Below are 22190 nucleotides of genomic sequence, written 5' to 3' on the forward strand. Positions count from 1 at the left end.
TTTTTGCACAAAAATAGGAGCTTAAAGCTCCTTAAATACTTATATAAGAAAATTCATATATAAAAATGTTGTAAGTATTGATGCAAAAACAGTAAGTACCATATTTCTAGTTATATACGAAACTACTGAAGCAACTGCAATTGTAACCGTAAACATTAATTTGTTGGCTGACTCTGCAACCAAGACTTCTCTTAAAATTAGTACCGACATGGAAGTATAGGGTACAATTTTAAAGAAAGTCATTAGTTTCTTATTAAAAGTTTTTCCTTTAAGAAAGAATAGTGGAAGAACTTTTGGAATTATTGTTACAGCTGCGGCGATTAATGTGCCTACGATATAATAGTAATATTTGTCCATAATTTCTCCTTATTCTTTTATTTCTTCTTTATCTTCTAAAGTTTCATCTCCAATTAAGAATATACCTACTATTGAAGAAAGTATTATTGAAAAAACTATATCCCAACCTAGAGGAAACATTTTTGTATAATAGATAATAGAGTATATTATTGCTGTCACGATGACAACTCTTACAGTTACTAAATGTTTTTTACATTCGGTACTAATAGTGCTACGAAAAGTCCAAGAAGACCGACACTGAAAGCAACCTTTAAATTTTGTGGTAAAAAATCTCCCAAAAAGTAACCCACTATTGTGAAAATTCCCCAAATAAAATAAGGTGGAATTTGCACACCAAGTGTAAAAGCTGTGTTTACTTTGTCTTTATTAAATGAAAGTATAGAAAAACTTTCATCTGTTAGTAACCATCCTACAATAGGGAACGCTTTATGATTTACCTTATCTACTGTTGCTCCAAGAGTAGCAGACATAAGGAATAGTCTTGTGTTTAATAAAAATACGGAAACTGCAATTCCGAAAAGCGGAACACTTGATGTCAAAAAACCTACCAACATAAATTGGGCAGCACCCGAATATAAAACAAAAGAACTTAAAAAAGCATGTAACAAACCTAGTGAATTAGTATTACATAGAATTCCCAAAGTAATTGCTGATGGGATATAACCTATCCATATAGGTATTGAATGTCGAACACCTGAAATAAAATTGTTCTTTGTCGATTTCATATTTTCCCCCATAAACATTAGAAACCTAATATTCTATCTCTCTTCTGTCCTCTAATGCCTTTAAAAATGTTAATTCATCATAATTGTCTATGCTTCTACCTATAGGAATTCCATTAGCAATCTTTGAAATTTTTAAGTTTTTGAAATTTTTTAGTAAATCTACAATATAAATTTCAGTTAATTCGCCGTCAATTGTTTGACTTATAGCGAAAATAACTTCCTTTACATTATCTTTTTCAATTCTATCTAAAAGTGAATCTACATTTAAGTCGTCTAAAGTTATTCCTTCTCTTGGAGTAACAAGACCATTTAAAATATGATAAGTTCCTTTATATACTTTAGTTTTTTCAAGGCTTATTACACCTTGCATATCTTCTACAATAGTAATAATTGACTTATCTCTCTTTTCATCAGCACAAATATTGCAGATTTCATCTTCTGTTAAATTTCCACAAATTTTACAATGATGAGTATTCTTTTTCATATTAATAAGACTTTTTGCAAATCCAATAGTAAAATCATCATCCATTTCTAAAATTTTCAAAGCCATTTTAGTTGCAGATTTTCTTCCGATAGATGGAAGTTTTGACAAATAGTGAATAACTTCATCTATAGATTTAGTATAATTATTCATTTTTATAATCCCGGAATATTAATTCCGCCTGTTATTTTATTAATTTCTGAATCGTGTTTTTCTTGAGCTTTTCTATTAGCTTCATTTATAGCTGTCATAATTAAATCTTGTAACATTTCTATATCATCAGGATCAACAACTTCAGGATCAAGTTTGATACTTAAAACTTCTTTTTTTCCATTAACAGTTACTTCAACTGCTCCACCACCTGATGTTGCAGAAACTTCTTCTTCATCTAAAAGTTTTTGCGTATTTTCAAGTTCTCTTTGCATTTTTTGCATTTGTTTCATCATATTGCCCATATTCATGCCACCGCCGAATTTAGGGAAACCGCCTTTAGCCATAATTACCTCCTAAAAAAAATTAAATAATCAAATTATTTAATCTCAAATTTGTTTTTAATAAAATTTTTTTGTTAATCAAATAACATAAAACTTCAAAATTTATACTTTATAATAGCATTTTTTTAAGGATAAATCAATAATTTACAATAATAAGATAAAGTATATATAATTTTGTAAAGACTAAAAAAAGCAATATCGGATTAAATCCGATACTGCCTTTAAACTAAATTTATTTTTACTTGGATCTACAATATATGCTGTGAAAGTTATCAAATCTGCCTTGCTGTTTTCGTCATGGTCTTCTATAATGATATAGAAAGGTCTATCCATTTTAATATCAATATTTTTGTTTTCCACAGGCATACTTGTCTCTTTAACATCTATTTTTGTTACTGCTTTTGCTTTTGCACCTTTTTCATTAATTTTTAATGTAGAAGTTTGTTTAGCCTTACAAACTTTAACATTCATATCAGGCAATAATTTTTCTATTTTGAATTCATTTAGCAATTTGCCAAGTCCAATCTTTGGAAATAGATTCATAAAATCAACCTGTGATTTAATATCTATTTTTGGCAAATAGAAATTTACTTCATATCTTTCCTTATTTTCTTTAAAAGTATTTATAAGATCTTGTAATTGTTCTGCAGAAAAATTATGTTCTTCTTTAGGCTTTATAAAATAAATATTTGAATCATTTGACCTAATAGAAAATATTTCCATTACATCATTAGATATAGCTGTTACATTTTCAAAATGATTATACATTGTATCAACTTGTATTTTTGTGCCGTCAGATTTTGTAAAATCTCTTTTTTCAGTCTTTTTTTCGTCAAATGGTTGTTTCCATTTTACCTCGTAATTAATTGTGTCGATAAAACTGGCTACAACATCATCAGATATTTTTCTTTATCCAAAATTTCATCTAAGTTGGATTTTTGAAATTTTTGATAAACTTTAGTTCCTTCTTCTGCTGATTTAACTGTTTTAATATTGTCATAATTAAGATTTTTAGTTTCACCTTTGATATTTTGTAAGTTTATTAAAATCAAATTTGCCAACTTAGTATTTTTAAATTTTAAATTTTGAAGATGTGATTGATCGTAAAATTTAAAAAGTGGTAAATTTTCTCTGTCATCAGTACAAAGAGAGATTAAATCTAAACATCTTTGTATTGAAATAGGGGATAGAACTAAATTATCGTCAGTTTTTTGTTTTTAATAAAGCTGTAAAAATATCCATATTTACTTTATTTGTCTGCTTTGTCTGTGATGCATCAAATACCAGTTTTTCTCTGTTTTCAGGAAATAATTTCTCCGCCTTAGTGCAAGATACAAAAGAAATTGAAATGAACATCAAAAAAATTGTTTTTAATAGTTTTTTCATAGCATACCTCCATTCTAGACAATATAATAGGCTAAAAATCAACAACAGTCTGAACTAATCTATAAAATTTGCATAAACAGTCAAAGAATTTTGAACCGGCATATTAACCTTTGTAAAAAATTCATTTAAAACAACAGTTTCCTTTAAAATGAAAGAATTATTTTCATCTAATTTATAACTTCCAAACTTAAATAAATATTCTTTACAGTCAATATGTAAGAAATTTTCTTTTGGAAAATAGTAAATTTCTTTTACACTCTCATCAAAAAGTTTGGATACTGTTTTTTTGAAAATGGTTGTTTTTAAAACATCCTTAAAAGATGTTAAATCTATCTTTTCGTAAATATCTTCATTAGGTTGCTCTATATCTTCAATTTTGTCTTTATTAGCAACAGCTACAACATTTTCATCATTTTCAATATCTTCTGATTCTATTGGATTTTCAATATATTTATAATGTTCTAAATCTTCTGTATTTTGAACAGCTTCAACAACTTCTTCCTCAACTTCTTTTGTAGAATCAACTTTTTCTACAATATCAACTTTTAAATTTCCGCTCTTTATAATTTCTTCAAGACTTTCAATTCTCTTTTCCATTTCAGATTTTTCTTTTTTAAAAGAGCATATTTTTATAATTAAAAGTTCAGCTAGAGCATTTTGCATATCACTTTTTTTCATCTTATCTTCAACATCTAATAGATTTTCTAAAATGTAAATAAGCTCAGCTATTTCAAATTTGTTTGAATGTTCTAAATACCTCTTATACTCAACATCATTTAGAGTTGTAAGTTCTTTTTTTACACTTTTTACTAAAATTATATTTCTGAAATGTTTTATTAAATCAATAATAATATTATGTGGAGTCTTTCCATTTTCAACTAAATTTCTAAAAGTTTCTATTGTCTCATTTTTTGAAGAATTTAAAATTGACTTTGAAAGCTCGAATAACATATTCAGGTTTACAAGTCCCAAACATTCATTTATATCTTCAATGGTAATTTTTTCTTTTCCCGTAGCAACGACTTGATCCAAAAGACTTAGTGCATCTCTCATCGCCCCTGAAGAAAGTTCTGAAATCAAATTAATTCCATCTTCTTCCACTTCGACATTTAGATTATTTAAAACATAATTTATATTTTTAACTATATCTGAATTATTAATTCTTTTAAATTCAAATCTTTGACATCTTGAAATGATAGTATCAGGAAGTTTGTCAATTTCAGTTGTCGCAAGTATGAAAATTAAATGTTTAGGCGGTTCTTCTAATATTTTTAAAAGAGCATTAAAACCTTCATTTGTAATCATATGGGCTTCATCTATTATATAGACCTTGTATTTTACAATTTGTGGGGGATAGATTACTTTTTCCTTTAATTCCCTTATATCGTCAATACGTCTATTACTTGCAGCATCCATTTCGACAACTTCAAGAGCCTTGTCTTCTAAAATCATTTTACAATTTTCACATTCATTACAAGGATTTCCGTCAATCGGATTTAAACAATTCACTGCACGTGCAAAAATTTTGGCACAACTCGTCTTTCCTGTTCCTCTGATTCCTGAAAACAGATAGGCATGACCTAAATTTCCTGTTCTTATTTGATTTTTTAAAATTTCGACTATATGTTCTTGCCCAACAACTCTTGTAAAATCCTTTGGTCTAAATTCTCTATATATGGCTTGTTTCAAAATTTCACCTCTAATATTTTGATTAATGTATTATATATATATATATATTATATCATAAAAAGAGAAATTGAAAAAATCAATTTCTCTAATTTTTTAATTATCTACATTTTTCTAATTGTATTTACTATTATGATTAAGACCTGCAATCTCTATTTGTTACTACTTGGATCAGCTATATATGATGAAAAAGTTATCATTTCAGTATTAGCGTTTTCTTCCATGTCTTCAATAACAATATAAAAAGGTCCATCCATTTTTACTGTTAATTCACCGTTTTTTGCGACACCATTTGATTCGTTTGATGATTTTTCTGCATCTTTAACATTTATACCATTTTCATCAATTTTTAAAATTGAATTTTGCTTAGCTTCAGTTATTTTAATTTCGGCATTTCCCAATAATTTTTCAAGTTTAAAAGAATTAAATAGTTTTTCTGAAACAAATTTTTTGTAAGAACTTTTACAGTCAACACTAGATTTTATATCTATTTTTGGTAAATAGAAATTTACGTCATAAGTTTCAGTACTTTCTCTTAAATCTGAAATATAAGATAATAAGTCTCCGGTTCCTAACATATCGTTATTTTTCTTTCTTATGAAATAAATATTTGAACCATTTGCTTTAATCGCAAACATATCTATATTATTATCTGATATACCTTTTACATTTTTAAATGTATTAAGCATTGTATCTACTTGTATTTTTGTGCCGTCAAGTTTTGTGAAATCTCGTTTTTCAGTTTTTTCTTTACTAAATGGTTGATCCCATTTTGCTTCAAAATGTACTGCACTAAAAAAACCGGCTATAGAAGTATTTTCTAATTCTTTATCATCCAAAACTTCTTTTAATATAGAATATTGAAAATCTTGATAATATTCAGTTCCTTCTTTTGCAGTTTTAACTGTTCTAATATTATCATAGTTAATTTCTTTTGTTTCACCTTTGATATTTTCTAAATTTAATGTAATTAAGTTTGATAGGGATGAATTTTTTAATTTTAAATTTAGAATGTGACCACTAATGATAGAAGTTAAACCGCTTAGATCTTCTCTATCATCTGTGGCTAGAGAAATCATATAAATAGATTGTTGTATTGACATAGGTGATAAAAATATATTTTTATCATTTCCATTTTCTTTCACCAAATTTTTAAAAATATCAAAATTAACTTTGTTCAAAGTAACTACTCTTCTTTTGTCAAATACTAATTTATCTTTGTTTTCCGGGAATAACTTTCCTGATTTTTCAACTTTCTTTGGTGCTTTTGGATTTTCTGCCTTTGAACAAGATACCAAAGAAATAGAAATAAATAAAATTAGGATAGTTTTTAATAGTTTTTTCATAGCACACCTCCGCTTTTATACTGGAATAACTAAATATTAAAAATATGTAATAATGAATAATAATCCCACTCTTCCACGATGCTTGGCATCGGATGGTGTCAGGGAATCTTATCTTTTCAAATAAAAAATAATTTATTACAATACCATAGTAACACTTTTATAAAAACATGTCAACTATTTTTTAGATAAAGTATAATTTTAAATAAATTAACAAAATTCTTTAAATACAGAATACTTTATAAATTCATTTTTAAATATTGACAAATTTTTTATTTTTTATAGAATAATTATATGTGCGTTTAGGAGATAAAAAGATGAAAAAAGATAAATTATTTATTAGGACTGCTATGACTATAATCGGAATGATTATATTGGGAATAGGTGTATTTTTAACAATAAAAGTAAATTTGGGATTTGATCCTGCAAGTACAGTTCAGCTTGGAATGTCCAAACATTTAGGATTAAGCTATGGAAATTGTGCAGTAATTTTTAACTTAGTTTTTTAAGTATAATATTCTTTGTGGATAAAAATATATAAATATATCATCAATTTTGGCTATTTTTACGGTAGGTTATACAGTTGAAACTATGAATTTTCTTTTTGGATGGATTAATTTACAAGATATACATTTAGTTTATAGAGTTATAATTTGTTTAATAGGAACATTTATCATATCTATCGGAGTTGCAGTTTACATCTTTGCGGGTTTAGGTGTTGGAGCGGCTGATGGAATCTCTGAATTGATAAGTGATAAAATAAAATTTCCTTACAGAACTGTAAGAGTTGTTTCAGATTTTATACTTGTTATAATAGGCTTTTCATTGGGAAGTACTGTCGGAATTGGAACATTAATTATAACATTCTTTACAGGACCTTTTATACAACTTATCAGAAAATTTCTTACTCCTGTTCTTAATGGAATATTGGACGAGGGATTGGCTGATAGTGTAAATAGTGATGAAGAAAAATTTCAAAAAGAAGTTATTGCTTAAAATAGGAGGGAACCCTATTTTTTTGTTGTAAAAAGTGGTATTATATAGCTATATTAATTCAATTAAAAACAAGGAGTTTTTCATGGATATTATAAAATTAGTTAAAGAAAAAGAAGAGAAAGTTATAAAAATAAGAAGAGATTTACATCAAATTCCGGAATTGGAGTTGGAACTGCCAAAGACAATGGAATATATTTCAAAAGTTTTAGATGAAATAGGTGTAAACTACAAAAAATTGTTAAATGGAAATGCAATTGTTGTTCAAATTGATGGAGAGCAAGAGGGAAAATGTATAGCGATAAGAGCGGATAGTGATGCACTTCCCGTTGTTGAAGAAACAGGACTTCCTTTTGCATCTACAAATGGAAATATGCATGCTTGTGGACATGATGGACATACTGCTATGGCACTTGGAGCTTGTATGATATTAAACGAAAATAGAGATAAACTTAAAGGAACAGTAAAAATATTTTTCCAACCCGGAGAAGAAACGCCGGGAGGGGCTTTACCTATGATTGAAGAGGGCTGTATGGAAAATCCTAAAGTTGATGCGGTAATAGGACTTCACGAAGGCTGTTTAATTCCTATTGAATATGGGAAAATAGGAGTAAAAACAGGAGCCATAATGGCATCTGCTGATATTTTTGAAATAACTGTAAAAGGAAAATCATCGCATGCTGCAACACCTCATCTGTCAGCAGATCCGATTGTAGTTTCATCAGAAATTGTGCTTGGACTTCAAAAGATAATTTCAAGAGAAATAAATCCAATTTCAAATGCAGTTTTGACTATCGGAATAATTAGAGGAGGAACTGCTCATAATGTAATTCCGGAATCTGTTTATATCAAGGGAACAGTTAGAACTTTAGACGAAAAAGTTAGAGAATTTATTGCAAAGAGAATTGAAGAAATCGCAGATGGGATTGCAAAAACTTATAATTGTGAAGCTGAAACAATTTATCACTTTATGTATCCGGTAGTAATGAATGATGAAAAATTTACTGAATTTTTTATAGAAAACACAAAAGAAGTTTTAGGAGAGGATTCAGTTGAAATAATAAAAAATCCAAGTATGGGTGGAGAAGATGTTGCTTACTTCTTACAAAGAGCAAAAGGAACTTACTTTATGCTTTCAAACCCTAAGCTTCACGAGGGTGATAAAATTTATCCTCATCATCATAGCAAATTTGATGTTGAAGAAAGTTTGTTTTACAAGGGAATGTGTGCAGTATTAGGAACTGTTTTTAAATATTTGAGTTAATAAAATGGATTGTCGAAAACGACAATCTATTTTGTATTCTCAAATTTATTTTTTATGTATCTCCGATACATTCATTTTTATTGTGAAACAACAAGGTTCCCGGGAACCCACCCGATGCAAAGCATCGTGGAAGGGTGGGGTTCTTATTTGCAACAAAAATGTGAGATTTCCACAGTCGATTATACTCAAATCAAAGATTTGAACAATCTTTGTGTCAGACCTACTTTTTGTTGTTTATGAATAAACAACAAAAGTTAGGGCTAGATTCGATTTCGCTAACGCTATGGTCGAAATGACGTACAAGGAAAAATCTTCGTTCAATAGCTTAACGTGAACAGTAAATAATCTTTAAAAAAATCGTTAAGTAAACAAAAAGTTTCGCGTCATAACAATTGCTAAAGAAATGTGCCTAATACGTCATCTTGAGTGGAGTATAACGGAGTCAATCTAGCCCTAACTTTGTTTCTTGTAAACAGCAAAAGTTAGGGCTAGAATCAGTTTCGCTAACGTGTCAGCCAAAATGACGTATAAGGAAAAATCTTCGTATAATAGTTTAATGTGAACAGTAAATAATCTTTTAAAAAAATCGTTAAGTAAACAAAAAGTTTCACGTCATAACAACTGGTAAAGAAATTCCCCTAATACATCATCTCGAGCGTAGTCGAGAGATCTCATAGTTTTACTTGTTTACAAGTAAAACTAAATGTATCTTCTATACATCCAAAAAACATTATAAACAAAAAATCCTCAACATTTGTTGAGGATTTTAATACTAAATATTTACTATTTAACTTTTTCTGCAACTGCTTTTGCAACAGTATCAGCAACATTTTCTTCAAAAGCGGAAACAATAATATAATCTTCTCTAATTTTGTCATCAGGAATCATACTTGCAAGTCCGTATGCTGCAGCTAATTTCATTTCATCAGTAATTTTCTTAGCCTTTGCTTCTAAAGCACCTTTAAAAATTCCAGGGAAAGCAACTACATTGTTAATTTGATTAGGCATATCTGATCTTCCTGTTGCAGCAACTCTTGCTCCGGCTTCTTTTGCATCTGCATAAAGAATTTCAGGTTGAGGATTTGCCATTGCAAATACAATCGCATCTTTATTCATTGAAGCTACCATTTCTTTAGTAACTAAATCTTTTTGACTTACTCCTATGAATACGTCGGCACCTACAAATGCTTCTTTCATAGTCATATCTTTTTGTTCTTTATTTGTTATTTCAGCTAATTCTTTCTTTACAAAATTATAATTTTCTGAATGTTTTTTATTGATTGCACCTTTTGAGTCGAATGCTATTACATTTTCAACACCCAACGTCATAATTAATTTTATGATTGAATATCCTGCAGCACCGGCTCCTGAAACAACAACTTTTACATCCTTAGCTTCTTTTTTTACTAATTTTAATGCATTGATTAAAGCCGCTGTAACAACTATTGCAGTACCATGTTGGTCATCGTGGAATACCGGAATATCAAGTTCATCTATTAATGTTCTTTCAATTTCAACACATCTTGGAGAAGAAATATCTTCAAGATTAATTCCACCAAATGTAGGAGCAAGAGCTTTTACAATTGAAATAATTTCCTTAGGGTCTTTTGTATTTAAAACTAGAGGAACAGCATTAACTCCACCGAATTTTTTAAATAAACAACACTTTCCTTCCATAACAGGCATAGCCGCTTCAGGACCTATATCTCCAAGACCTAAAACAGCAGTTCCATCAGAAATAACAGCAATAGTATTAGCTTTGCTTGTATATTTATAAGCTAAAGAAGGGTCTTTGCTTATTTCCATACAAGGTCTTGCAACACCCGGAGTATATGCATAAGTTAAATCCTCTGCATTATTCAATTCTGCTTTTAATTCTGTTGATAGTTTTCCTTGCCATTGTTCATGAAGCAACAAGGCTTTTTCGTAAACATCCATTTTTTTATCTCCTTTATATAAAAATATTCATTCAAATTTAATATACTACAAAGAATTCCAAAAGTCAATACAAAAAGCGAAAGTGAATTTCATTAAATTTTTTAATATACACAATAGATTAAATTTCTCCTATTGCTTTTTAAAAATTTTTACATTAAAATATAGTTGGTGATTAAAATGAAGATAAAGAAAAAATATATATGTTCAAATTGCAAAAAAGAGTCATTGGGTTGGCAAGGAAAATGTAGTTTTTGCGGTAGTTGGGGAACGATAGAAGAGATTGAAGTTTCCGATGTAAAAAGCTCTAGCGATAAAATTGTTGCAAAGGGAAAAGTTGAAAAACTTAAAAATGTAAATGTAAATGAAAATGATAGATTTATAACAGGAATAGATGAGTTAAATCGTGTTTTAGGTGGTGGAATTGTAAGGGATAGTGTAAATATTTTAACTGCAAGACCCGGTTGTGGTAAAAGTACATTGCTTTTACAACTTGCACTAGACTTCGCGAGTAAAAATGTAAAAACTATCTATATTTCTGCAGAGGAAAGTTCATCACAGATAAAGTCGAGGGCAAATAGAATTGTAAAGGAAATTCCTGAAAATATTTGGATTCAATCTACACAAAGTATGGATGAGGCTTTAAATTCAATTGAAGAGGTTGACGCTGAAATTGTAATTTTAGACAGTATTCAAACTGTTATGTTAAGTTCAATTCCTTCAAGAGCAGGTTCTCCGACACAGACTGTCGAATGTATAAATGAATTGGTTAGAATTGCAAAAAATAATAAAAAGCCAAGAGCAGTCTTTATAGTTTGCCATATGACAAAACAAGATGAAATGGCAGGACTTAGGACTTTGGAGCATATGGTGGATTCAGTTTTACTACTAGAGGGAGAGTCTGATGAAAGTTTAAGAACTCTTACAAGTACAAAAAACAGATTTGGAAGAACGGGAGAAATCGGACTTTTTAAAATGGAAGAGTACGGACTTTTGGAAATTAAAAATCCGTCAGAATTTTTTGTAACTCAAAGAGAAAAGGACATTTGTGGAAGTGTATTGTCCGTTGTAAAAGAGGGAAGCAGAATGTTAGTTGTTGAAGTTGAAAGTTTGGTTTCACAGTCTTTTACAAGTTATCCTGCAAGAATCGGGGACAGTCTTAAAAAAGATCAATTAAATACATTGCTTTCAATTTTAGAAGAAAGAGCCGGATTTAATTTATATAATAAAAATGTAATTTTAAAGACTACGGGAGGACTAAAAATATCAGAACAATCTGTAAATTTGGCTGTAATTATTTCTGTTGCGTCTTCGATTTTAAATAAAGCGGTTCCAAGAGATAATGTATTTATTGCAGAAGTTGGACTTACAGGAGAATTAAAGAAAGTTCCGAATTTAAGTGAAAGATTAATAGAACTTGACAGAATGGGCTACAAAAAGGTATATATTTCAAATGAAGTTGTGGATATAAAGAATTTAAAAACATTAAAAGTTGAAAAATCTAAAACACTAAAAGAAGTTATTGACAAAGTTTTTAGAAATGTTTAATTATTAAGAAAAGAAGGTTGTGTATGTGCTACACAACCTTTTAAATATTAGTATTAACATAGTCATTTATTTTTGAAATTCTAATTTCATTTATAAATATATTTTTTTCTTTCAATTTTTCTAAAATCTTACCGTTCATAGAGTGAAAAATTGCATATTCAACATCCTTTACTACAATTTCATAAATAGAATTATTAAGTCTTTTTGAATTCATATCTATGAAATATGCCTCTGTGGAATTTTCATCCAAAAAGTCAATAATCTTAAAAAGATATTTATCTTTTTCTGCATAATAATTATTAGATTTCATAAGATTTTCATTATACTTTTTTTGTTTTTTCTATTATTTGAATACAAAATTGATTTTTGTTTAAAAAACTTTGCTAGAATATTGTAATATTGGTAATTATACATTCCTTCTTCCAGCGAGGATATATTTAAAAGTGGTTTCATACTTAAATTTTGTATCAATTCATAATTTTTTCTAAAAAAGAAATTTTATCTATTTTTCCAATTGAAAGGTCAGTAATTAATTCATTTCTCTTTTTGAAAAATTTTTCAAGTTGTACTGTAGGTATATTCATATCACAAAAAAAGCACCTTAACGATGCTTTTTAAATCTAGTCAACTTTTAATTCTACACAACTTGCTTGACCACCTTCACAAAGTTGTTCTTTAGGAAGATTAATTCCCATGAAAACTTCAAGTTTGTGATCTTCACAAAGTGCATCGACATCTTTCTTAAATTTACAAAGCTTTTCGCTATCAAGATCAATTATTGAATAGATACCGTCGATATAGATTTTTTCCACATCATAATCTCTTGAAACAATTCCGAAAATAAATCCGAATAATTTGTCAAGATTTACTATTTCGTATTCTTTTGCATTTGTTAATCTAACACTGTGGTCTAAGCTGAAAATATGAGTGTCATCAGTATCAATAAAAATGATATTTCCATTTCCTTTTCTCATTTCTTCGTTAGCTTTATCTATTAACCATTTAGTTTTTCCAGATCCTGAAGGACCAAGTACAAAATTTAACATTTCAACCACCCCTTAATTTCTTTTTCTCATTATACCATTTTGCAATAAATAATACAAGTGTTTTTTCTATAAAAAAGTTTAATATAAAGTTTGAAAAATAAATATTTTTAATAATTTCAAAAAATATTTTTGCAAACGATATTAAAATTAGAAGATATAAAAATGATTTGCTAAAAATATTTTCAATTTATAAAATTTACAAATCTTGATTTTTTTTCAGTTTTGTGCTAAAGTAAAATTAGGTAGATATGGATAATTTTATAATTTTAAAAATATATTGAATATATTGAAACAGGGGGAATTATGGCTTTTGTTGAATTTAAAAACGTTTATAAAAAATATAATGAAGGGAAGAGTTCAGAGATTGTTGCAAATAGGGATGTTTCTTTCGAAATAGAGCATGGTGAATTTTGCGTTATCGTTGGACCTTCAGGAGCGGGAAAATCTACAATTCTAAATATCTTAGGCGGAATGGATGATGCTACAAGTGGAGAAATCTATATAGATGGTAAAGATATTTGTAAATTTAATAAAAGACAATTAAATGACTATAGAAGATATGATGTAGGCTTTGTCTTTCAATTTTACAATTTAATTTCAAACTTAACTGTTTTGGAAAATGTTGAACTGGCAGGACAAATTGTAAAGGAAAGTTTAAATCCGACAGGCGTTTTGGAGTCTGTTGAATTGTCTCATAGACTAAAAAATTTTCCTAGCCAATTATCCGGTGGGGAACAACAGAGAGTTGCAATAGCCAGAGCTCTATGTAAAAATCCTAAATTGCTTCTCTGCGATGAGCCTACAGGAGCTTTAGATTATCATACAGGTAAAAAAATTTTAGAGCTTCTACATCAAAGATGTAAAAGTACAAATACAACTGTAATTTTAATCACTCATAATCAAGCCATTGCACCAATGGCAGACAGAGTTATTGAAATTAACGACAGTACAGTAAAAAAAGTGATTTTAAATAAAAATCCAAAGGACATAAAGGAAATTGAGTGGTAGTATGAAAAAAACATTGTTTAAAAATTTTTACAGAACAATCTTTCGAACATTTCCAAAATTTTTATCCATCGTATTTATGATAGGACTTGGAGTAATGGTATTTGTCGGACTTAAAATAACTCCACATATAATGCGAAGAAGTGTAGATAAACACATTAGCGAAGGGAATTTATATGATTTTAAAATTTCTTCAAATTTTGGATTGCAAAAAGAAGATGAGGATATAATTTCCCGTTTGGAAAATTTAAAAGATGTTGAATATGGATATAGTATAAATCTAAAAGACGAAGATCGAGAAGTCGATTTTACTATTGAAAATAAGCCCGAAAAAATAAGTACCGTTCAAGTAATAGAAGGGGAAGATATTACATCGGACTCCGATATTTTATTGGATGAAAGATTGAGAGATAAATACAAAATCGGAGATGAAATAGACTTTAAAAATGTTGAAAAATTTGGAATTTTTAAAGACGAAGTAAAAAAATTAAAACAAAATAAATTTACTGTAAAAGGCTTTATCAAAAGTCCTGAAGTTTTAACTACACTATTAATGGGAACTACAGAAAACGGATATTTGGCGATAGTTTCAAAAGATACTTTTGATTTCACCTACTTTTCGTATGCAAAAATAATTTTCTCAGACTTAAATAATTTGAATATGAATAGCAAAAGTTTTGAAAATTTAAAAAATGATAAAAAACTTATGTTACAAGAAATGTTTAAAAATAGAGCCGGAGAAGTTTATGAGTTAATTTACTCACAAAAACGAGATATTTTAGATGAAAATAAGGAAGAACTTTCTAAAAATAAATTAGATCTTGAAGAAAACGAAAAAAAATTACAAGAAAATCTTGAAAAGTTGGAAAATGGTCGAAAAGATTTAAGAAGAGCTTTTGCAGATTTGAATTACCAAAAAAATCAGTTTATTAATTTAATAAATGAAAATCAAGATAAATTGACAGATGCTATAAATAATTTGTATGACAAAAGGACTGAGTTATATAAAAATAGGGAAGATTTAGTCGATAAAAATAATTCTTTGGTAAAAAACAAAGAAGAATTAGAAAAAAAGAAATCAGAAATTGAATTGGGAATAAAAGCCTTAAATCAGGAATTGAGATTACTTGAAGAAAATTACAATTCAAATTTGATTGACGAAAATGAATATAAGGCAAAGAAAGAAGGAATTAATAAAAAATTAGCTGAATTAAATATTGCTTTACAGACAATTCAAAAAAATTTAGATTCTGTTAATACGAATTTATCAGTTATTTCAGAAAATATTTCTAAATTAGATGAAGGGGATAAAAAATTAGCTTTTGAAATTGAAAATTTAGAAAATAAAATGGACGAATTGAAAAGTCAAGCAAAACAAGGAATGCGTAAATTTGATGAATACTATTCAAAATTAGTTGAAAAAAAGGCGGAAATTGAAGAAAATAACTTAAAATTAAATAAAGGAAAAGATGAAGTGGAAGATGCCAAAAGTAAAATTTCAGAGGCAGACAGTAAAATTTCTGAAGGAGATGAAATTTTATCTAAATTGATAGAGCCAACTTACAATATAGAAGACGGATTCAGTTCATCAGCGACTTCAAAAGTTTATTTTGCAGCTAATGGAATTTATGGAGTTTCAAATGTATTCTCATTATTTTTCTATTTCATCGCTCTTTTGGTATCACTTACAACAATGACTAGAATGGTTGATGAAAATAGAATACAGATAGGAACATTAAAGGCATTGGGATATAGCAATATGGACATTGCAAAGCAATATTTTTACTATGGACTTTTAGCTAGTTTGATAGGGGGAGCAATAGGAACTGTTTTAGGATTTAAAATAATTTCTCCGCTTGTATATGGTTCATACTTAAAAGCCTTTATATTTCCAAAAGTTTTTGACAATTACTATCCGGAAATAATTACTGTTGGAATTTTAATTGCAATTTTCTGCACAGCTTTTGTATCATATATAACTTGTATGAAAACACTAAAGGAAAAAATTTCATCACTTATGAGAGCAAAAGCTCCAAAGTCCGGAAATTTCGTATTTCTGGAAAAAATACCTTATATTTGGAAAGAACTTTCTTTTTTACAAAAAGCAACTCTAAGAAATGTATTCAGATATAAACTAAGACTTACAATGACAATAATAGGTGTAATGGGATGTATGGGACTTTTGGTTCTTGGATTTGGAATAAAAGATAGCCTTGACGGAGTTTCCGATTTACAATACTCAAAATACACAAAATATCACACATCAGTTATTTACAATCCGATGGCATTACAAAAAGATTTGGATAAATTTGATGAAGAAATAAAAGCCGATAAGGATATTAACGAAAGTATTGATATAGCAACAACATCTGTAAATATAAAATCAGATAAGAGTTTTGACGAAAGAATTGCCGTTTTTACAACAGATAATTTGAGCGATTTTTCAAAATTCTTTGCACTTTACAATGGGGAGCAAAAAATTGAAAAATTAAATGACGGTATCTATATAAATAGAAAATTAGCTGAAAAATTTTCTCTTTCAGTTGGAGATGAAATCACCTTTATAAATAACAATAAAGAGTATAAGGGAGTTGTTGCGGGAATTTTTGAAAATCATGTCGGTAATTTCTTTATAATGAATGAAAAAACTTATGAACAGACATTCTTTAGAAAACCTATAAAAAATACTAAATTAATGCTTTTAAATGACGGAAGTAAGGACAATATTGAAAAAGTAATAAATGATTTGGAAAAAAATTCCGTTGCAGTAAAAGGTGTAAGTATCTACTCTTTGAAAAAAATAATTGATGATGCATCTTACAGCGTAAACTCAATTATCTTGCTAATTGTAATATGTTCAGGCTTCTTGTCAATAGTAGTTCTATATAATTTAAGTAATATAAATATCTCTGAAAGAAAAAGAGAAATTGCAACACTTAAAGTTTTAGGCTTCTATCCTTTGGAAATTGACAATTATATTTACAAAGAAACCGTAATACTAACAATGATAGGAATAGGACTGGGAATATTTGTAGGATATAGCCTTCACATAAACATTATGGAACAACTTGCTATGGACTCAATCAGATTTTTCAACAAAGTAAAATTAATAAGCTACATTTACTCAGCACTAGTAACACTATTTTTTACATTCATTGTTTACTTCGTAGTAAAAATAATGCTTAAAAAAGTTCCAATGATAGAATCATTAAAAGACGTGGAATAGAAAATATTTTAAAAAAGAGAGGTAGAAAAAATGACAAAATACAAAGAGGAAATTATTATTCCTAAACCATCAATTGAAGAGGTTAAAAAATATCTAAAAAAATGGGATGACAATAAGGAATATTGTGATAAAGAGGAAGCACTTAATAAACTATTCTTGAAACTATGCCCAAAGAATACAGATATTAATGATATTCTATTAAAGGTAACAACACTTAATAAATTTTATAGTACAGGTATTATTTCAATCTATCCGGTTGCCAAGCATATACTTGATGACGTTACTGATATAGATTCTAGACTTAAAAAAGGTGATATTTCTGCGGTTAGTGATATTCAATCAGTAACCCTTGGAGGTGAAATGAAAAAATTATACTCTTTTGCTTCAAAATATTGTAGTCATCATAATTCAAAAGATTATCCAATTTATGATAGTTATGTCGATAGGATACTTAGATATTTTAGAAAATGTCATAAGTTTTTCGATTTTAAAAACGAAGACTTGAAAGATTATGTTAAATTCAAAGGCATAATTATAGAATTCCAAAAATTCTATGGTTTAAATGAATATAGTCTTAAGCAAATTGACCAATATCTTTGGCAACTTGGAAAAGAGTACTTCTCTAAATAGAGAAAATGATATGATAAAATTTATTTACAAAGTTCCAATGATAGAATCATTAAAAGATGTTGAATAGAAATAATTAGGAGTCATAATCTTGGAACATATTTTAAATATAGAAACAAAAAGGTGTAGGATAAGACAATTTAAACAATCAGATGTAGATGATCTATATCTTATATTAAGTAACCCTAAAGTGATGGAATACATTGAAACACCTTTCACTTTAGAAGACACAAAAGACTTTTTTAACAAAAATGCTCTGTCTTATCCTCTACGAGTATTTGCTTTAGAATATAAAGAAAACAAAAAATTAATTGGACATATTATTTTTCACAAATACAATAAAGACAGTTACGAAATTGGATTTATCTTAAATTCAAACTATTGGGGACAGGGCATAGCAGACGAAATAGCAAAATCACTAATTGACTATGCAAAAAATAAAAATATCCATTCACTCATTATCGAATGTGATAAAAGACAATTAGCAACACAAAAAATCGCAACAAATAACGATTTTAAGCTAATAAGTAGCGAGGATTTGCTTATTTATGAATTGGTTTTATAAAAAATGTAGTAAAAAATATAATGACAAAATAAAAATATTAAAAATAAAGAGAGGGAGAGAAAATGTCGAATTTTTCAAAAGAAAATAATGAGACAGCACAGAGAGCAGAGCTTCATAGAAAGATATGGGCTATTGCAGATGATGTTCGTGGTGCCGTAGATGGCTGGGATTTTAAACAATATATATTGGGGATTTTGTTTTACAGATTTATTTCTGAAAACTTAAGAGATTATTTTGATGAAAATGAACATTTAGCAGGAGATCCTGATTTTAAGTATGCAAAAATTTCAGATGATGAAGCAAAAAGAGACTTTAAAAGTGGAACAATAGAAGAAAAAGGATTTTTTATTTTGCCTAGTCAACTTTTTGAAAATGTAGTAGCAAGTGCAAAAGATAATGAAAACTTAAATACAGAACTTGCTAATATCTTTTCTGACATTGAAAAAAGTGCTATTGGCTCTGAATCTGAGGACGACATCAAAGGTCTTTTCGATGATATTGACACAACAAGCAATAGACTTGGTGGAACTGTAGCAGAAAAAAACAAGAGATTAAGAGATATCTTAACAGGAATAGCTCAAATAAATTTTGAAAATTTTAAAGATAATCATATTGACGCCTTTGGTGATGCTTATGAATATCTAATTTCTAACTATGCAAGTAATGCCGGAAAATCCGGTGGTGAATTTTTTACTCCACAAACTGTATCAAAACTTTTAGCAAGAATTGTAATGGACAGAAAAGAAAAGATAAACAAAGTGTATGACCCAACATGTGGAAGTGGAAGTTTACTTTTGCAAATGAAAAAACAATTTGATGAGCATATCATAGATGAGGGCTTTTTTGGTCAAGAAATTAATATGACCAACTTTAACCTAGCTCGTATGAATATGTTTCTTCACAATGTAAATTACAATGACTTTTCTATTAAAAGAGGAGATACATTACTTAATCCGCTACATAATGACGAAAAGCCTTTTGATGCTATTGTTTCAAATCCGCCATATTCAATTAAATGGATAGGTGATTCAGACCCTACTTTGATTAATGATGTACGTTTTGCTCCTGCAGGAAAATTAGCACCAAAATCTTATGCAGACTATGCTTTTATTATGCACTCACTAAGCTATCTTTCAAGCAATGGTAGAGCTGCAATAGTATGCTTTCCGGGAATTTTCTACAGAAAAGGAGCAGAAAGAACAATACGTAAATATTTAATAGATAATAACTTTATAGACTGTGTAATACAATTACCTGAAAATCTATTTTTCGGTACATCAATAGCAACTTGTGTCTTAGTTATGGCGAAAAACAAAACTGAAAACAAGGTGCTTTTTATTGATGCAAGTAAAGAATTTAAAAAAGAAACAAATAATAATATCTTGGAAGAAAAAAATATAAGCGCAATAGTTGAAGAATTTAGAAATAGAACAGACAAAGAATATTTTTCAAGATATGTAGATAGAACTGAAATAGAAGAAAATGACTATAACTTATCCGTTTCTACTTATGTAGAAAAAGAAGATACCAGAGAAAAAATTGACATAAAAGTTCTAAACAAAGAAATTGAAGAAACAGTAAAGAAAATAGACGAATTAAGAAGCTCAATAAACGAAATTGTAAAGGAGCTTGAAGATGAGTAAAATAGATGAATTACTAAAAGGTGAAAAAGTAGAATGGAAAAAACTAGGAGAAGTTTGTAATATTAAGAGGGGTCGTGTTATATCTAAAATCTATTTAGAGGAACATAAAGGGGAATTTCCTGTATATTCATCTCAAACAAGAAATAATGGAGAAATAGGAAGTATAAGCACATATGATTTTGATGGAGAATTTGCATCATGGACTACAGATGGAGCATATGCTGGGACGGTTTTCTATAGAAATGGAAAGTTCTCAGTAACAAATATTTGTGGATTGATTGAGCCAAAAGATAATAAAAAATTATTGGTTAAGTTTATAGTATATTGGTTACAAATTGAAGCAAAAAAACATGTAAAAGGAGGTTCTGGAAACCCGAAATTAATGAGTAATGTAGTTGAAAGAATAAAAATCCCTATTCCATCAATAGAAACACAAGAAAAAATTGTAAAAACACTTGACAAATTCACAAATTATGTTACTGAATTACAAGCTGAATTAGAGTCCAGAACTAAACAGTATGAATTTTATAGAGACATGCTTTTAAGTGAAGGATATTTGAATAATATTTCTGCGAAAATTGATAGGTTAGTAAGTAAAGATTATGAATTAAAATTCATAACTCTTGGAGAGATTGGTGAAATTCAAATGTGTAAAAGAATTTTAAAAGAGCAAACATCATCACAAGGAGAAGTTCCATTTTATAAAATTGGTACTTTTGGGAAAGAGGCAGATTCTTTTATCTCTCAAGATTTATTTCGTGAATATAGAGAAAAATACAATTATCCAAAAAATGGAGAAATTTTACTTTCAGCAAGTGGAACAATTGGAAAAACAGTAATTTTTGATGGTGAAGATGCTTATTTTCAAGATAGTAATATAGTTTGGCTTTCACATAATGAAAGATTAGTTTTAAACAAATATTTATATTATTTTTATCAGATAGTTAAATGGAATCCTTCAACAGGGGGAACAATAAATAGGTTATATAATTACAATTTGAAAAATATTAAAATAATATTGCCACCAATTGAAATTCAAAACAAAGTAGTTGAAATTCTTGATGAATTTCAATCTTTGTTGGCTGATACAAAAGGTTTGTTGCCACAAGAAATTGAACAAAGACAAAAACAATATGAATATTATCGTGAAAAACTCTTGACATTTGATGTAAGTTGTGCTAAACACACACACACACACACACACACACACAATCTAATTTCTAATAGTTATTTTGAATTACTAAAAGAAGTTGCAGAAATTGTAGGTGTTAGTGTTTTTGATGTTAAATTAAAAAGGTTAGAAGATGTTGCTGAATTGTATGATGGAACTCATCAAACTCCAAAATATGTTAATACAGGAGTCCCGTTTGTAAGTGTTCAAGATATAAAAAATATATATGGAACTAATAAATATATAACAGCAGAAGAATATAATAAATTTAAGGTTAAGCCTAGAAAAAATGATGTTTTTATGACTAGGATAGGAGATATTGGAACTTGTGCTATTGTTGAAAATGATGATAATTTAGCATATTATGTAACATTAACATTGATTAGACCAAGTAATGATATTGTGTTGAGTAAATTTTTAAAATATTTAATTGAAAGTAGTCAAGGAAAAAAAGAATTGAGTAAAAGAATTTTGCATAATGCAACTCCTATAAAAATAAATCTTGGAGAAATTGGAAAATTACAATTTCTTATTCCATCAATCAAGGTTCAAGAGCATATTGTTTCTATTCTTGATAAATTTGATTCTATTGTAAATAATATTTCTAAAGGCTTGCCAAAGGAAATTGAATTAAGACAAAAGCAATATGAGTATTACAGAGAAAAATTACTAAGTTTTAAAAGATAATTTAAAGT

21 protein-coding genes and 3 pseudogenes are annotated in these 22190 nt (G+C 28.3%); 11 read left to right on the plus strand and 13 right to left on the minus strand.

Going from position 1 to position 22190, the window contains the following annotated elements:
* Positions 1 to 39: 39 nt before the first annotated feature.
* The 10 genes from HMPREF9127_RS01640 to HMPREF9127_RS01670 form a co-directional block, all read right to left on the minus strand.
* Entirely contained in the window at positions 40 to 357 is a 318-nt protein-coding gene (locus HMPREF9127_RS01640) for an AzlD domain-containing protein (RefSeq protein ID WP_009448006.1), read from the minus strand.
* Positions 358 to 366: 9 nt separating this feature from the next.
* On the minus strand, positions 367 to 516 hold the full coding sequence (locus HMPREF9127_RS08155; protein WP_009447924.1) for a hypothetical protein: 150 nt from the start codon (positions 514 to 516) through the stop codon (positions 367 to 369).
* A 20-nt stretch (positions 517 to 536) separates the two neighbouring features.
* Entirely contained in the window at positions 537 to 1082 is a 546-nt protein-coding gene (locus HMPREF9127_RS01645; RefSeq protein WP_009447883.1) for an AzlC family ABC transporter permease, read from the minus strand.
* Between the two features lie 25 nt (positions 1083 to 1107).
* Entirely contained in the window at positions 1108 to 1716 is a 609-nt protein-coding gene (gene recR / locus HMPREF9127_RS01650) for a recombination mediator RecR (protein WP_009447880.1), read from the minus strand.
* Positions 1717 to 1718: 2 nt separating this feature from the next.
* Positions 1719 to 2060, minus strand: a complete 342-nt coding sequence (locus tag HMPREF9127_RS01655; RefSeq protein ID WP_009447965.1) for a YbaB/EbfC family nucleoid-associated protein — start codon at positions 2058 to 2060, stop codon at positions 1719 to 1721.
* A 180-nt stretch (positions 2061 to 2240) separates the two neighbouring features.
* Positions 2241 to 2960 carry a serpin family protein gene (locus HMPREF9127_RS08695; RefSeq protein WP_482198136.1) on the minus strand — a complete coding sequence of 240 codons (720 nt, stop codon included), beginning with the start codon at positions 2958 to 2960 and terminating at the stop codon, positions 2241 to 2243.
* Positions 2942 to 3109 (minus strand): hypothetical protein, encoded by a 168-nt coding sequence (locus tag HMPREF9127_RS08700; protein WP_009448146.1) that lies wholly within the window; start codon positions 3107 to 3109, stop codon positions 2942 to 2944. The genes HMPREF9127_RS08695 and HMPREF9127_RS08700 overlap by 19 nt, the downstream gene beginning before the upstream one ends.
* 151 nt (positions 3110 to 3260) lie before the next feature.
* Positions 3261 to 3443: a hypothetical protein gene (locus tag HMPREF9127_RS08705; RefSeq protein WP_009448117.1), complete on the minus strand. Its 183-nt coding sequence runs from the start codon at positions 3441 to 3443 to the stop codon at positions 3261 to 3263.
* Between the two features lie 54 nt (positions 3444 to 3497).
* Positions 3498 to 5132, minus strand: a complete 1635-nt coding sequence (gene dnaX, locus HMPREF9127_RS01665; protein ID WP_009448270.1) for a DNA polymerase III subunit gamma/tau — start codon at positions 5130 to 5132, stop codon at positions 3498 to 3500.
* A gap of 149 nt (positions 5133 to 5281) precedes the next feature.
* On the minus strand, positions 5282 to 6475 hold the full coding sequence (locus HMPREF9127_RS01670; RefSeq protein WP_009448368.1) for a serpin family protein: 1194 nt from the start codon (positions 6473 to 6475) through the stop codon (positions 5282 to 5284).
* Positions 6476 to 6789: 314 nt separating this feature from the next.
* Here HMPREF9127_RS01670 and HMPREF9127_RS08710 point away from each other — a divergent pair, with 314 nt between their 5' ends.
* The 3 genes from HMPREF9127_RS08710 to HMPREF9127_RS01680 all read left to right on the plus strand — a co-directional run bounded on the left by HMPREF9127_RS08710 (position 6790) and on the right by HMPREF9127_RS01680 (position 8729).
* Entirely contained in the window at positions 6790 to 6981 is a 192-nt protein-coding gene (locus tag HMPREF9127_RS08710; RefSeq protein ID WP_009448441.1) for a DUF6198 family protein, read from the plus strand.
* Positions 6982 to 7027: 46 nt separating this feature from the next.
* Positions 7028 to 7468, plus strand: a complete 441-nt coding sequence (locus tag HMPREF9127_RS08715; protein WP_009447699.1) for a YczE/YyaS/YitT family protein — start codon at positions 7028 to 7030, stop codon at positions 7466 to 7468.
* Between the two features lie 82 nt (positions 7469 to 7550).
* The gene (locus HMPREF9127_RS01680; protein ID WP_009448466.1) at positions 7551 to 8729 is read left to right on the plus strand and encodes a M20 metallopeptidase family protein; all 1179 of its coding nucleotides are present in this window, start codon (positions 7551 to 7553) and stop codon (positions 8727 to 8729) included.
* 783 nt (positions 8730 to 9512) lie between these two features.
* Here the strand turns inward: HMPREF9127_RS01680 and HMPREF9127_RS01685 are convergent.
* The gene (locus HMPREF9127_RS01685) at positions 9513 to 10667 is read right to left on the minus strand and encodes an NAD(P)-dependent malic enzyme (protein WP_009448045.1); all 1155 of its coding nucleotides are present in this window, start codon (positions 10665 to 10667) and stop codon (positions 9513 to 9515) included.
* 177 nt (positions 10668 to 10844) lie between these two features.
* Here HMPREF9127_RS01685 and radA point away from each other — a divergent pair, with 177 nt between their 5' ends.
* On the plus strand, positions 10845 to 12212 hold the full coding sequence (gene radA / locus HMPREF9127_RS01690) for a DNA repair protein RadA (protein WP_009447827.1): 1368 nt from the start codon (positions 10845 to 10847) through the stop codon (positions 12210 to 12212).
* A gap of 40 nt (positions 12213 to 12252) precedes the next feature.
* Here the strand turns inward: radA and HMPREF9127_RS08720 are convergent.
* A pseudogene (locus HMPREF9127_RS08720) lies at positions 12253 to 12665 on the minus strand (DUF6648 family protein).
* A gap of 167 nt (positions 12666 to 12832) precedes the next feature.
* Complete coding sequence (locus HMPREF9127_RS01700) at positions 12833 to 13258, minus strand: hypothetical protein (RefSeq protein ID WP_009448242.1); 426 nt, start codon at positions 13256 to 13258, stop codon at positions 12833 to 12835.
* 303 nt (positions 13259 to 13561) lie between these two features.
* Between HMPREF9127_RS01700 and HMPREF9127_RS01705 the strand changes: the two genes are divergently transcribed.
* From HMPREF9127_RS01705 to HMPREF9127_RS09715, 7 genes and pseudogenes are all read left to right on the plus strand, one after another.
* Positions 13562 to 14266, plus strand: a complete 705-nt coding sequence (locus HMPREF9127_RS01705) for an ABC transporter ATP-binding protein (RefSeq protein ID WP_009448191.1) — start codon at positions 13562 to 13564, stop codon at positions 14264 to 14266.
* Positions 14267 to 14342: 76 nt separating this feature from the next.
* On the plus strand, positions 14343 to 17489 hold the full coding sequence (locus HMPREF9127_RS01710; RefSeq protein ID WP_255261664.1) for an FtsX-like permease family protein: 3147 nt from the start codon (positions 14343 to 14345) through the stop codon (positions 17487 to 17489).
* A gap of 30 nt (positions 17490 to 17519) precedes the next feature.
* Positions 17520 to 18119, plus strand: coding sequence for a hypothetical protein (locus tag HMPREF9127_RS01715; protein WP_009448188.1), 600 nt, complete (start codon positions 17520 to 17522; stop codon positions 18117 to 18119).
* Positions 18120 to 18207: 88 nt separating this feature from the next.
* Positions 18208 to 18681, plus strand: a complete 474-nt coding sequence (locus HMPREF9127_RS01720) for a GNAT family N-acetyltransferase (protein ID WP_009448112.1) — start codon at positions 18208 to 18210, stop codon at positions 18679 to 18681.
* A gap of 62 nt (positions 18682 to 18743) precedes the next feature.
* Entirely contained in the window at positions 18744 to 20324 is a 1581-nt protein-coding gene (locus HMPREF9127_RS01725; RefSeq protein ID WP_009447776.1) for a type I restriction-modification system subunit M, read from the plus strand.
* Positions 20317 to 21528, plus strand: a pseudogene (locus tag HMPREF9127_RS09710) (restriction endonuclease subunit S); the annotation flags it as partial. The gene HMPREF9127_RS01725 and the pseudogene HMPREF9127_RS09710, both read left to right, overlap by 8 nt.
* An 87-nt stretch (positions 21529 to 21615) precedes the next feature.
* A pseudogene (locus HMPREF9127_RS09715) lies at positions 21616 to 22182 on the plus strand (restriction endonuclease subunit S); the annotation flags it as partial.
* Between the last annotated feature and the right edge of the window lie 8 nt (positions 22183 to 22190).

Origin of the sequence: Parvimonas sp. oral taxon 393 str. F0440 (genome assembly GCA_000223315.2) — a bacterium.
In the GTDB taxonomy this organism is placed as follows: Bacteria; Bacillota; Clostridia; order Tissierellales; family Peptoniphilaceae; genus Parvimonas.

Excerpts from the sequence above, each read along its gene's own strand:
- HMPREF9127_RS01670 (WP_009448368.1), bottom strand. The coding sequence starts at position 6,475 with ATGAAAAAACTATTAAAAACTATCCTAATTTTATTTATTTCTATTTCT.
- HMPREF9127_RS01685 (WP_009448045.1), bottom strand. The coding sequence starts at position 10,667 with ATGGATGTTTACGAAAAAGCCTTGTTGCTTCATGAACAATGGCAAGGA.
- HMPREF9127_RS01705 (WP_009448191.1), top strand. The coding sequence starts at position 13,562 with ATGGCTTTTGTTGAATTTAAAAACGTTTATAAAAAATATAATGAAGGG.
- HMPREF9127_RS01710 (WP_255261664.1), top strand. The coding sequence starts at position 14,343 with ATGATAGGACTTGGAGTAATGGTATTTGTCGGACTTAAAATAACTCCA.
- radA (WP_009447827.1), top strand. The coding sequence starts at position 10,845 with ATGAAGATAAAGAAAAAATATATATGTTCAAATTGCAAAAAAGAGTCA.
- HMPREF9127_RS01655 (WP_009447965.1), bottom strand. The coding sequence starts at position 2,060 with ATGGCTAAAGGCGGTTTCCCTAAATTCGGCGGTGGCATGAATATGGGC.
- recR (WP_009447880.1), bottom strand. The coding sequence starts at position 1,716 with ATGAATAATTATACTAAATCTATAGATGAAGTTATTCACTATTTGTCA.
- HMPREF9127_RS01645 (WP_009447883.1), bottom strand. The coding sequence starts at position 1,082 with ATGAAATCGACAAAGAACAATTTTATTTCAGGTGTTCGACATTCAATA.
- HMPREF9127_RS08710 (WP_009448441.1), top strand. The coding sequence starts at position 6,790 with ATGAAAAAAGATAAATTATTTATTAGGACTGCTATGACTATAATCGGA.
- HMPREF9127_RS01700 (WP_009448242.1), bottom strand. The coding sequence starts at position 13,258 with ATGTTAAATTTTGTACTTGGTCCTTCAGGATCTGGAAAAACTAAATGG.
- HMPREF9127_RS01725 (WP_009447776.1), top strand. The coding sequence starts at position 18,744 with ATGTCGAATTTTTCAAAAGAAAATAATGAGACAGCACAGAGAGCAGAG.
- HMPREF9127_RS08705 (WP_009448117.1), bottom strand. The coding sequence starts at position 3,443 with ATGAAAAAACTATTAAAAACAATTTTTTTGATGTTCATTTCAATTTCT.
- HMPREF9127_RS01680 (WP_009448466.1), top strand. The coding sequence starts at position 7,551 with ATGGATATTATAAAATTAGTTAAAGAAAAAGAAGAGAAAGTTATAAAA.
- HMPREF9127_RS01640 (WP_009448006.1), bottom strand. The coding sequence starts at position 357 with ATGGACAAATATTACTATTATATCGTAGGCACATTAATCGCCGCAGCT.
- HMPREF9127_RS01715 (WP_009448188.1), top strand. The coding sequence starts at position 17,520 with ATGACAAAATACAAAGAGGAAATTATTATTCCTAAACCATCAATTGAA.